Source organism: Collinsella sp. CLA-ER-H7 (assembly GCF_040092345.1).
Taxonomy (GTDB): domain Bacteria; phylum Actinomycetota; class Coriobacteriia; order Coriobacteriales; family Coriobacteriaceae; genus Collinsella.
Window position 1 is genome coordinate 1 of record NZ_JBBNLT010000023.1, and the last position, 12247, is coordinate 12247.

At 54.2% G+C, this 12247-nt stretch carries 9 protein-coding genes; all 9 read right to left on the bottom strand.

What is annotated here, in order from left to right; genetic code table 11:
- Positions 1 to 127 precede the first annotated feature (127 nt).
- Positions 128 to 520: a hypothetical protein gene (locus AAAX75_RS09895; protein ID WP_349092054.1), complete on the bottom strand. Its 393-nt coding sequence runs from the start codon at positions 518 to 520 to the stop codon at positions 128 to 130.
- 26 nt (positions 521 to 546) lie between these two features.
- On the bottom strand, positions 547 to 1290 hold the full coding sequence (gene istB / locus AAAX75_RS09900; protein WP_161115463.1) for an IS21-like element helper ATPase IstB: 744 nt from the start codon (positions 1288 to 1290) through the stop codon (positions 547 to 549).
- Entirely contained in the window at positions 1280 to 2755 is a 1476-nt protein-coding gene (gene istA, locus AAAX75_RS09905) for an IS21 family transposase (protein ID WP_349092055.1), read from the bottom strand. The genes istB and istA overlap by 11 nt, the downstream gene beginning before the upstream one ends.
- A gap of 135 nt (positions 2756 to 2890) precedes the next feature.
- A complete protein-coding gene (locus AAAX75_RS09910; protein WP_349092056.1) occupies positions 2891 to 3718 on the bottom strand; it encodes a hypothetical protein in 828 nt (275 codons plus the stop codon).
- 342 nt (positions 3719 to 4060) lie between these two features.
- Complete coding sequence (locus tag AAAX75_RS09915) at positions 4061 to 6391, bottom strand: hypothetical protein (protein WP_349092057.1); 2331 nt, start codon at positions 6389 to 6391, stop codon at positions 4061 to 4063.
- Between the two features lie 1246 nt (positions 6392 to 7637).
- The gene (locus AAAX75_RS09920; protein WP_349092058.1) at positions 7638 to 8279 is read right to left on the bottom strand and encodes a hypothetical protein; all 642 of its coding nucleotides are present in this window, start codon (positions 8277 to 8279) and stop codon (positions 7638 to 7640) included.
- A gap of 546 nt (positions 8280 to 8825) precedes the next feature.
- Positions 8826 to 9653, bottom strand: coding sequence for a DUF2971 domain-containing protein (locus tag AAAX75_RS09925; RefSeq protein WP_349092059.1), 828 nt, complete (start codon positions 9651 to 9653; stop codon positions 8826 to 8828).
- 243 nt (positions 9654 to 9896) lie between these two features.
- Positions 9897 to 11135, bottom strand: a complete 1239-nt coding sequence (locus AAAX75_RS09930) for a hypothetical protein (protein WP_349092060.1) — start codon at positions 11133 to 11135, stop codon at positions 9897 to 9899.
- 487 nt (positions 11136 to 11622) lie between these two features.
- The gene (locus tag AAAX75_RS09935) at positions 11623 to 12009 is read right to left on the bottom strand and encodes a hypothetical protein (RefSeq protein WP_349092061.1); all 387 of its coding nucleotides are present in this window, start codon (positions 12007 to 12009) and stop codon (positions 11623 to 11625) included.
- Between the last annotated feature and the right edge of the window lie 238 nt (positions 12010 to 12247).

A 12247-nucleotide genomic window follows, 5' to 3' on the forward strand; every position in this document is an offset into this window, starting at 1 on the left:
TCCAGCCCGAGGGGATGTAGGAATGCGATAGGAAAGTCATAGATGCGGGCGTGTTGGCTAAAATGGGTCGGCCGGGATTGGTCAATCTCGGCCGACTATATTTGGCTAAATTATTCCGGCGCTAACACTATGACGATGCATGCGATACCGAGCAGCGGTGCGCGGCAGCTATAAGCGCTGCTCCTAGCAGGAATAGCGCTAATGAGGCGGCGATCCAGTTGCTGTCGGCGGTCTTGGGGAGCGTGGCGGTGGCGGCGCCGGCAGCCTTGGCCTTGGATGGCGTGGACACCGTGGTCCTGTTTACTGTCGTTTTGGTTGTCGTGATCGTCTTGGGCGTCGCAGTCGCGGGCTTCAGGGCGGGATCCGTCGCGGACCCGGCACCGGGCTGCCCACCGGCAGGACCGGCGCCACCAGCCGGCTCGCCCGCGCCACCGGGCACCTCGCGCCCGTCGGTCTCCCCCTGTGTTTCGTCAAGAGGATTTGAGCAAAAAGAGCATCGGAAATTGAGCAGCCTGAGCATCGGAAGCGCGCACGCTTTTTGAGCGGCTAGCCCTCCTGCATGAGGGCATGGCGGACGCGGTAGGACTCGCCGCGGAACTGGACGAGCCTCCCGTGGTGGACGATGCGGTCGATCACGGCGGCGGCCATCTGGTCGTCCCCGAACACCGACCCCCACCTGCTGAACTCCAGATTCGTGGTGATCACCACCGACTGTCTCTCGTATGCGTCGGCGAAGACCTGGAAGAGCAGCCTCGCCCCGTCCGCGTCGAGCGGGAGGAACCCGAGCTCGTCGATGACGAGCAGGCGGGCCTTGCCGATAAGCGCGGCCTCCCGGTCGAGCCTCCCGTCGTCGCGGGCGCGCCTCAGGCGCATCACGAGCGAGGACGCCGTGAAGAAGCGCGCCTCGAGCCTCCTCTCGCACGCCAGCGCGCAGAGGGCCGACGCCATGTGCGTCTTGCCGGTGCCGACGTCGCCCATGAGCACGAGGTCCTCCCTGCGCCCGACGAAGTCGAGCGCGAGCAGCGACTCGCGCCCCATGCCCTCCGGCCACGACACGGCCGACCAGTCGTAGCCGTCGAAGGTCTTGGGCGCCGGCAGCGCGCAGCGCCTGAGCAGCGTCGCGCGCTTCGAGGCCTCGCGGCTGGACCTCTCCGCCTCGAGGTAGCCCGCCAGGTACTCCACCTGTTTCGGGGTGCCGAGCCTCGACCACTCCTCCAGGACGGCGGTGGTGAGCGAGCACGACCGCCCGGCCTCCACGACCCTGCGGGCCAGCTCCTCGCTAGCTGCCATCGGCGACCGCCCCCTTCAGGAACCCGTCGTAGACCGACAGGTCGGCCCCGCCGGCCCCGCCGCCGCCTCCCGCGATGCGTCTCGCCAGCACGTCGACCGTGGCGTCGTCGGGGACGCGGCCGCCCTCGACGACCCTGAGCGCCGCCTCGCATGCCGCCTCGAAACCCGAGGACTCGCTCGCCCGGCCGATCGACCTGAGCGTGCGCCTCCTGCCGGCGGAGTCCATCCGGTCGATCCCCTCGACGAGCCCCGGCGGCATGTCGCGCCTGATCGTCGACTCCCCGAAGGCCCTCGGCCTGGCGATGATGGCGGGCACGAGCGAGAGGGGGTTCCGGACCGCGGGGCCCTCCCCGAAGGCCCTGGGGAGGACGGCGACCCGGCGGCCGCGGTCGGCGAGGATCTCCACCGTCGACGCGCGCATGCCGACGAGCAGGCTCCGCCCGTGCCAGGCGGGCCCGGCGACGTACTCGCGCCCGTCGGCCTCGACGTAGCCGCGCTTGTCGGCGCGGGCGGTGACCCACCTCACCGCGTCGGACTCCACGCCGGGAAGGGCGCGCATGGCGGCGAGGTCCTCCCGGTAGGCCTCCCCGTGCGGCCTGCCGTCGCGGCAGCGCGCCGCCGCGTTGACCCTCGCGCACCCCTCGGCGAGGAACGCGTTGAGCTCGGGGAGCGCGCCGAACGCAGGCACGGGGACGAGGAGGTTGCGCCGGAGGAACCCCACGGCGTTCTCGACGGAGCCCTTCTCGTTTCCCGAATAGGGGTTGCAGTACCGGCTCTCGAAGCGGTAGTGGGCTCTGAACTGCGAGAACAGCCTCGATTCCGTGACCTCGCCGCGTACCATCCTGCCCGCCTCGGTGGCGTTGTCGAGCACCATCGCCGCCGGGGCGCGGCCCCAGCGGCGGAAGATCTCGAGCAGCCCGGCGCACAGGCACTCCGACCTCTGCGACATGAGGGCGACGCACTGCCGGTCGTTCGAGTGCGGAAGCGTCGCGACCAGCAGCTTGAGGTCGAGGGTCCTCCCGCCGACCGCGGCGCGGAAGTTCCCGAAATCGACCTGGCAGGTGCCGGGCGCCCACTCGAGCTCGAGGTACCCCTCTCCGCCCGCCGCCGCCCGGGCGAGCCTGAGTTCGCGGACGAACCTCTGCACGGTGGAGTAAGAGCCGCCGTAGCCGCGCTCGGCGACGAGCCTGTCGTAGATCCGCCTGGCTGTGTGGCGCTGCTTCCTCGGGGCCCCGAGGTCGGCCTCGAGAACGCCCGCGACCCATTCCTCGTTGCCCTCGAGCGCGGGCCTGCCCCTCCTCCGGGGCATCGGCGCGGCGGGCGACATGTCCTCCATGTCGGCGTACTTCGCCACGGTGTTCCGGCTCACGTGGAGCATTCGGGCGATCTCGGACCTCGAGCGCCCGGCGGCATCCATCGACCGTATATCATTCACTGTGTCCAGGGGCACGGTCATCTCCTCCATCCTTCCCGGGCGGGCTCGCCAAAGTAACCGCCCGGGGAAACCATACGGCGAGGGCCGCGCCCCCGGTCCCCGGGGCGCGGCCCTCTTGCTTAAACTGCTCAATTTTTCGTGCTCACGGTGCTTATTTCCCAGTGATCACTCGGACCACTTCTTAGTGAACATCAACACCCCCGCCGGCGCCGTCGCGCCCTCGGGCTCAATCACCACATGCGGAGCCATGGCCCCGGAGGCATCCACCACGCCGCCGGCGCCAAAGGCCCCGCCCGCAGGCGCCACAAACCGCGCGGACACAAGCGACCCGCCCGCGCACGCAACGCCGCCGTCGGCGCCGGTCGCATCGAGCCACGAGGCGTCGACGGAAAGCCGGCAGCCGGCCGCACCCTCGCCAAGACCTGCGTCCTGCAGATACACACCGTAAGCGCTCACGCCCGCCCCGGACCCGGCGCCCGAGGCAACGACGCGTCCGCCGCCGCGCACGGCCATGTCGCCTGCGATCACGCCCGCGACCGCCTCGTCGGAAATATCGGCCCCGTCCGCCCGCGCGTCGACGGTGCAGCCGTCCACCACGAGCGCCTGTGACACGTGGATACCGCACTGCGAGCCCGTCGCCGTCAGGGTCCCGGTGCCGCGAAGCGTCAGGTTGCCCCACACCTCCATGCCGCACAGCGTGATGTCCGCATCGGGCGCATGCGACTCCGTCACGGAGTTTTGTCCGGTCAGGGTCACCACCAGGTCGCCATCAGCGCCGATGGCCTCGCCAGAAAAGCCGTTAAGCTCCAGGTGGTCGGCATCGGTCCAGGCCCAGCCGGGGCCGGACACGCCCGGCTCGTAGTACGTCGCGCCCGCGATGATGAGGCTCTCCGCGCCCGCGGCATAAGAAGGCCCGCCCAGCAAAACGCATATGCAGGCCATGGCAATAATCGCAATGTAATGACGGCTGGTGTAGGACTCGGCAGCAAACATACCCGCTCCGATCTTCGCAGAGCCAATAGAATGTGCACCAGAAAATGCCCTGGTAGCAGCAGTTATTAGTTTAGCGAGATCAATGCAGAAACAAAGAAAATGCCCCAGAGAAGTGCCAATAATTAGGTGTAAATCGTTTTGCCAATCGGTGAAAGGAGGGGTCTTCAATATAGGTCAGCTGCCAGTAAGGCCCATAATCCACCTCGTAACATCATACGGCCGCATTAATCTTCACTCTCGGGGGGGGGGTAATTACCGTTCAAAAGTAATCGGAATCCTCAGACAGTTCTTGAGTTTTTTGAGAGAAGAATGTATTGCATTAAAAGCTGTCAATTCAAAAAATCATCGACCGTGACATACGATCTCCTCATGGTCCTCGCTGTTAACCTCATTCTCTACAATTGCTTCAAGCCCCTGCAGCCTTTTTAACATCATATAGGTGCAGATCACGGTAAGTCTGTAGGCGAAAGCGACATCTGCGGAACCTTGGTATTGACGACCATGGATGCAATCGTTTCTGATGTTATATCCGTTAGAAGAGTACATAACTAAGTAGACAAATAGGAACTCTCCGCATCCTTGGATAGTTCCCGTAAGTTCACGAACGCTTCCAATGAGGTCAGCCAAGACGCCTGATACTTCCCTAAGCTTGTAAAAGGAATCCCTATTTGCTTGGAAGGGAACAATGGAAAACATCTCTCCTATGTTTCTAATAGTATTTTCAAGAATAGGAAATAGCTGCGTAAGATGACCGAGGGTCGGCCTGTTGCCAGGATTGGGCAAAAGCTCGTATTGACTTGGAGCAAGTGTAACCACCTTGTCATAAACGGGCTCTATGACGACCATGCTGCAAACCAACTGGATATTCTTGTTTAGCTTTTCAAAGAAACCGTCAAGCATAACTTGCTCACTAAGATGATTGATGAAGCGATAAGAACGCTCCTTGTAAACCCGTTCGACTTCATCTGCAATCATTTTATCGATCGAGCGCGCATCATCTTCTATTATTACGTGAACGTGATTGGGATAGAATTCACTGACTGTTGTCTTGCCAAAAAGGTAAACAATTAACTTCTTAGACATGTCCTCTAAGCTGGATGAAATTGAATCATCGGAAAGCTGCAATAAAGATTGTGCAAATCCGTGGGGCGATTCTAGGAACTGCTTATTTAGCATTTTGATTTTCGTGTTCGGAATGGAGAATTCTCGCGTAAAACAATGCATTCCTGATACAACTTGACTGTAGTATTTATCTTGCCAAGCATGTCTAAGAGCAATAATTACTTTCTTAACCCAATTGTTATTCACTCTAGGGTTGCCCATAACATCTAATAAAAACATCATTGCAGAATAGAACAGCTCAGCAGTTTCAACATCGCTATGCCCTGTGTGCTTATAGAATAAGTCGAGTGCGTACGCCGCATCCTGCTGATTGCAGTACTTAGCGCTTAGAGGGTTTTCAAATAGGGCTATCAGGTCGTGTGTAGTATTGACTTTCTTTAAGTTTTCGGCAAAGAAAGCTTGGCATTTCGTTTTAAATAGACGTTTTTGCTCCTTTGTCATCGGAATTGAATGTTCCGACATATAGCGAAGATCGTTGTAATCGGTGCGGCCTTTTAGAAGCTCATTCATGCTTCGGAAATAAGCTGTCTGAGCCTCTTTGCAAAATATCGATTCCCTCTTTAGCTGAGTGACAAGATCAATTGCTGTGCACTGAAGACGGTACAACGGTTCGCTATTTTCTACTATTCGCTTGGCGTTGTTTGTGGCTAGTTCGACTAAAATGCTTTGGCTACGGGTCGAAGGAATCTTATTCCATTTCGCAAATTCTATAGACTCAAGTAAGCATATCGCACGATCATCTTCAAAGATATCCTTTGCTTTTAGGAACATGCCTTCTGTCCATACAGAGCTATATGACGATTCTTCACCTTCACCAAGGCCAATCAATGGAGTCAGTTTTCCATTTTGGTAAGAACTCCTAAAAGCATCGCAAAGAAGAGCCTCCTGCCATGTTTGAAATAGCTCCCGATCAACGTCTTTAAAACTGAGGAAATCAGCATCAAAGTTGTCATCCATCAGTTTAATAACGCTATCGCATTTGATTGGTACATCGACGCACTTAAGATTGCGCCGAAGCGTTTCGGCAACTAGTTCAATTCCCGATAAATTGATTCTCCCGGTTAAGTATTCAAGTTTTGACCATTCATCGTTTAGCGCAGTAAGGTCATACAGCTGGTGGAGATTTGAATAAAAAATGGGACGGGTATCAATAAGGGCATTTCTGCCAGTCAATTTATTGAAAAGGAAAGTTGCATAGGACGCTACGCCAAGCATGCCGAAAAACCCAACATGTTCATCAAAATCTTCTGGCTTGGTCATTCCACTTCTGAGGAGGACGCAATCGTACAACTTTACCAACCACATTGATGAAATATCTGGTTTGAAATCGCCAACCAAATCGACGACGGTAGCAAGAAAAGCAAAGGGTTCATGAAGCGATGCCAATACGCCTATAAATTCATTTACTGAAGTGATTTCTTTGGGTGCAGAGAAGCGTTCTTCAGTGCATTCAATTAGCCACTGCCAATTTGATGATTTGTTTATCCGTTCTTCGGTAAACCTAACCTTGATATCATGCTCGTAATAGCCAATCCCCTTCGCCATTTTCATGTCCTCTTTCACATTCGCTTGTTTGTACCAATTGTCATGCTAAACATATGGAATAGATAGTGCATTACAAGCAATATTTGCTTCTAGTTACAAACGTACTGATGCTTCAACTACGAAAATTAGCGCAATAATTGAAATCGCCCCCTAGGGAACTAATATTGTCCCCAGGGATCGATTAATTCGTTATTTTTGACTTTATAACAGTTTAGATAACAGGTGATGAGTCGGGGACCGCAAGGCCCCCGAATACTATGTCCTTCCGAGCCAAACAGTGAATTTGCCCGAGTGCCAACCCGGATCTTTGTTTGGCGACAATCCCTCCGGGCGGGCGTTCAGGCGGATGGGACAGATCCATATGGGAATGGCAAACCCCTTCGGGGCGCTCGTGGCAGGCCTCCCCGCCGACGAGTTCCTGCTGCACTGAGAAGCCGTCGACGAGACTCGTCGCTGCGGCGGGAGGCTCACCTCCCTCACGAGCGCCATCCTTGAGCACTGCCGAAAGGTGCTCCCTGTCTGGGTCACTTTCATTAGACTCATGCGCCCCATCGTCCCAGTGAGTGCGCGGCGAGCTGTGCGGCGTCAGCCACAAGACGGACTTCGAGCGGCGCCGCCGCGCGCTCGCCACGGTAACCGGCTACCAGGACCGGTTTGTACTGTGCGACACCTTCTGGATTGACGAGACCCACATCAACGACACAGACCCCTCCAAGGGTTACAAACAGGTGCATAAGCGTGGTCTATCCCGACAAAGGCCGTGCGTCTGAGTCGCCTTCGATGTCCATAAGAACCCCGTCGCGGTCGTCCTCGGCCACGGGAAGCCCAGCTCGGCGCGCGTAAGGAAGGCCATGGGCAGCAGAATGTTGCCCGGGTCGCTGCCCATCCACGACCTTAAGAAGGCGCACAACGCGTTGGTCAGGGACGGCGGGCTCGAGAGCGAGGCATACTGGCCGACGTGAACGACCCGGTCTACCTAGAGCGGATGGAGATGGCGAACGACCTGTGCTCTTGGCTCAAGCGCTACCTTTGGCGCTTCACGGGAATGCCGCCGCGGAACCTGCAGGCCTACCTCGACTGGTACGTCTAGCTCTTCCGGGTCAATCAGGCCAGGGACAGATGGGACCCGACCGAAAGGGTGGTGCGTCATATCCTGATGACGGACGCGACTTACCGCAGCTTGGGGTAGGTGCGGTAAGTCGCGTTATCTGAACCGTTGCATTACTAATCATCCCGTAATCCATCAATTTACTCAGCGCCATATAGGGCCTGCTAGTTGTATTTGCCGCTGAATTGCATCCCGCTTGTTTTGCTGACATAGAGTCTTGTATGACGCGGCAAGAGCGTCTTCTTTCTCAAAGAGATCTTTCCGTTGGTTGGGCTCATGTAACTTTTCAGAAGCCTGTTCAAGCGTCCATTGATATTCCTTTGCACTCTGAGACATCGTATTTAATAAAATCTGATACTGATACATTGAAAACAAAAGGGATTGATAAGCTTCTATGAACTCGGCTATTGCGTCTCCACTCTTTCCTTTGAAGCAAAAATTCGCCTCCATGGCGAGCGATTTCATTTCATCAAGTTTTAAATGCAATTTAAGTTGAGGGTCGGCATCTAACACATGATTTATTGAGATTGAAATTGATTGCAAGTACGTGGTGTTAGTTAGCAAAGCAAATAGCAGGTCGATAGCCATTTGCGGTTCGTCATCATGTTCCAATTTCTTCGCGTTTTTTGCGTAAACGCTCATGAGTTTATCGACGGTTATCCAAATATTTAAACGTCGATTGAATAGAGACTGTTTATTGCTGAGACGAGCTTGGTAACAAGAAATGAGCAACGCGATGATTGCCACAATCGCTGAGATGTACTCAGGTAGATTCGTTAGGTTCATTGTCTCCTCCGCTACTAAAAATCAATTTACAATGCCATGATTATCGCTCCGCATTCATGATTCTCTGATTCGGCTTCCAGATTGAGTTCAGGCCAATGCTGATGGAGCTGAGGTACGGCAACATCGACCGTCCTCTGCACCCAGTTCAAGAAGAAGGACTGGCACCCGAGGCTCGTCGGCGGGGTCCACGCGGACGCGACCATGGACAGGATCGCGCACAAAGCGGTATGGGTCGACATGGGCGAGGCAAACATGCGGCAGCGCCGCGGGGCGAACCGCTAGCAATAAAACGGCCCCGGTGCCGACTTGCATTATCAGCGGTTCCGTTTCGCGATAATCAGCAGCACTCAAGCGAGCAAATACTCAGTTTTCTGAAAGCCCCCTACAGCAGATAGGTACTTATCAGTAAGTACTACTGAAGCGACTCAGGGCACGATCTGACTTCTTACGCATTGCATGAGAAGAAAGAGGCTAGAAGAGTATCGGCTCCCCCACCATGATGTCGGAGACAACCCATGGGGCCTCCGACATCACATTGTTGTCTATTTAAGAAAGCTCAATCGAGCTTTCTGCAACATCAATGCCAGGTGCGTATTTCTGCACTAACGCATCCAGAATTATTCGGTTGCCCGGCGTCATCTTTGGGGAAGCGACGATCTTCATCGAAGAAAATGCTTCGTCTGAGATAATCAAATCGTAAAAGGAAGGAATTTCGGGATCGCATCTATCAAGTATGACCTCAGTGGCCCTCTTAACTGCTTCAACATCACCCTTGATTACAGAGGCGATGCCCACAGGAACTGCCGTCAAAACATATCGCCATTCGTTTTGGTATGACCAGGCAGTAGCTTTGTGAATCCCAAGTGTGTTTAAATCGGCTTCTATCCAGCCGTTTTCGCAGTTACGGATCAACTTTGGAAACAGAAGCGACTTATCGTTCGTATACTGGACTTCATGAAGCATCTCAACGCTTCGGGCCATTTCTTTAAAATGATATTTTTTATCCCAAAAGTCTTCGAGCGGCAATTGAAGTCCATCAAACTTGCCACCAGGAGTATTCAAAACTGCGTCACTAGATAGCTTACTTAGGCTTTCGGTAGACACAGAGTACCGCTTAAACAGATGACTCTTCATTTGGATTCTTACTCCACATTCAGCTCCAGCATACTCGCGCCACATGGGGATGCTCTCCTCATCAGAAGAGGTCCAACAACTGACGAGCTTCATTTTTCCAAGATTTTGAGAGTCTGCTGAACGCTGTTCTTGTGGGTCGTCAACCTTATCTAACCGGCTGAACCTGATAGTTCGATTATGCAGAATCAAGGCCAGCGTATCTAGGCTTGCATAATGATAGAGAACGGCGGGTGCTTCCATGTTTGGCTCCTAGCTATAACAATGAGTCCATATCACTGTTCATCAAAATTTATAGACGCGATCGTCGACGCGCCAATGCCCATTTAGGCGGCACACCTTAATCCTTGCCTTGCGAGCGCAAACGCGGAGATGGCCAGAGATGACCGTCGCTGGCATATCGCTTTCACGCCCCCAGCACGATGATTGACGCACATGTGCACCACGATTTACGCCGTGCATGCACATCAGCGTTAAGCCCAATCGTCACCACAGGCCTCTTCCAATGAAATGGAATATGACATCACGAATTACCATAATTTCCCGAGCCATCAAAATGCAATCGCGAACCATTTCAAGCAAATAGGTGTTGCCTCGAGAATCGTTGGTCCCATCCTCACGCAAAGTGCGAATGACTTGAGTCGTGCAGTCGAAATCCGTCCGATTATGACTAAATGCATTGCGCAGAACCGGATTCCAACACTGCTTGATAAGGCCAGTAAATGAGCCCGTACCAACAGCGTTGAATCGCTTTGCCATAGGGGCTTTAGAAAGTTTGTCGAACGACTTTGCACCTAGGTCTACGCCTTTGGACATGACATCGAACGCCCCGTTACATTCGATGTTGTCGAGCCCGATAAACAGAACAAGCAGGCTGCCAATAAGCTCATATTCCCGACAATAAAGCTTCTCAATATCACTAGGAGTGCAGCAGAACGTACCGTACTTTTCCAAGTCATAGGCGTCTCCCGCCATAAGAAAGGTAAAACCGTTGAGGAGAACCGGATAAGATTCAGCTACGGAATTCAGAACTTCGTTGATTTCAGCAAGCAGCGACTTGGCAGTCATATTGGTTTTGAGGTAGTAACCTGCTAGGCCGGAAAGCGCCCCTGCCTCTAGACCAGAAACGAGTTTTTCACATTCAACAGCGCGCTCATGCGCGTCACTTCCTGCAATCATGGGAAGACCGAGCCAAGACATTTTCGCGATTCGGCTCAGCAAGGGATAGTGTCGATTGTCCTCGCCGAGCAGTTTGCGCTCGAATTCCGAAAGAACCTTATCCGCATAATCGTCATGCCCATCGCAATACAGTTGAAGAGCGGTCCTCAGGGCAGGCCAGTCTTCGCGGTAATAATGAAGACAATAAACCATATCCCTCACGTACTCGCTGAGTTCATCAAACGGAATCAGCCCAGAGGCTCTGATAAAGGGGCTTGTCATGCAGGCACAATGTTCCACAGATATTTTATATGACGGAAGCTCACCAGATAACTCCACCATAACTCGGGCGCAATCTAAATTTCCACCCATGGAGGCAACCGTGCCAGGGTCGAGATTAAAATCAATCAAAGCGCAGCTCGGGTCAAGGTGAACCGCTCCGTCGATGCGGTTCCGGCACTGCGGACACAAGTATCTAACCGGATAGTCATTAACAAATCCAGCCTGAACGCGTACACGATGCACGCATCCACATACTCCGCAAGTGACAAAGAAGTTCTTAACCACAAACACCTCTATTCAACCTCGCTGATTGCGCGAATCAGAATTAACCAACCGATGCTAAATCTGATACAAAGGCTATAGAAGAGAATTACAAGATCCCCTCGTATCTCCCGCGAACATCCTCGAAATCGTGCTGTCATCCTTATTCTATAAAAAATGCCCAAAGCGACGCCTTGATAGCCCCTCGCAAATCGCCGAATCGGCAAATCCGCGATAGCGGCAAGATAATTCATCGGGCGAAAATCAAAAACCGGATAAACCTCGACTAGGGCGACCACAAGATTACGGCGAACGCCTCACTCGAAGTCCTTGTTCCTCAATCTCGATACGTAACGATCGAGCTCGTAAAGGGCGTCAATGTAGAGCTGGGCTACATCTCGAACACCCCCCCAATGTCAAAGCAAAACCCTTGGAAATGGAGTCCGCCGTCCCCGTTCGAATCTTCCGAGTATGTTACCAGGACGACATCACCGTCCCGAACGCTTTCGGTCTAAACGATACCCTCTATGTATAGGCGATAGAGCTTCGCCTTAGGAAAGCCATCCATGATTGACTTGGTGCGGACATCCACACAAATCCGTCCGCCGTCGAATCCGTACTTAGGGTGTTTGTTCGTTCTTTCCGGGTGCGCGACCACGAAAGAGCGGATAGCCTCAAGGAAGTCCAGGCAAAGCTCAAGCCTTGCCGGATCTGAGAACTCAAATCCCTTCGAGACATCGTCACGCAGGCAGTTCTTGACCTGCCAATAAGAGCGCTTAATCCAATCGGCGAGAACAATCAGGTATACGACATCCTTTGGCTTGCCGCTGAACCCGCCTTCGATTGTCGCGTTGAAATCCTGAATGCTGTATTCATTTTTCAGTATCAATTCCCACATCAACTTACGGCGAGCCTTGTCTTTCGCGAGTCACTTTTTACCTATGCCAAGGCCCCTTTTATCAAGTTGGGGGTGCGGATGATTTCTTGGACCGCGCCTAGGCGTATCCAAGTGGAGTGGGTATGATGAATTGGACACCTATTTAAGAGCGAAAGGTGTTCAAGATGACCCAAAGAAGAAAGCGATACGACAGGCAGTTCAAGGTCTCGGCGGCAAAGGTGGTCCTGTCCGGGGAAAT

Coding starts and splice junctions, on each gene's coding strand:
- AAAX75_RS09920 (WP_349092058.1), bottom strand. CDS start 8,279: ATGAACCTAACGAATCTACCTGAGTACATCTCAGCGATTGTGGCAATC.
- AAAX75_RS09925 (WP_349092059.1), bottom strand. CDS start 9,653: ATGGAAGCACCCGCCGTTCTCTATCATTATGCAAGCCTAGATACGCTG.
- AAAX75_RS09895 (WP_349092054.1), bottom strand. CDS start 520: ATGCTCAGGCTGCTCAATTTCCGATGCTCTTTTTGCTCAAATCCTCTT.
- istA (WP_349092055.1), bottom strand. CDS start 2,755: ATGGAGGAGATGACCGTGCCCCTGGACACAGTGAATGATATACGGTCG.
- AAAX75_RS09910 (WP_349092056.1), bottom strand. CDS start 3,718: ATGTTTGCTGCCGAGTCCTACACCAGCCGTCATTACATTGCGATTATT.
- AAAX75_RS09935 (WP_349092061.1), bottom strand. CDS start 12,009: ATGTGGGAATTGATACTGAAAAATGAATACAGCATTCAGGATTTCAAC.
- AAAX75_RS09915 (WP_349092057.1), bottom strand. CDS start 6,391: ATGAAAATGGCGAAGGGGATTGGCTATTACGAGCATGATATCAAGGTT.
- istB (WP_161115463.1), bottom strand. CDS start 1,290: ATGGCAGCTAGCGAGGAGCTGGCCCGCAGGGTCGTGGAGGCCGGGCGG.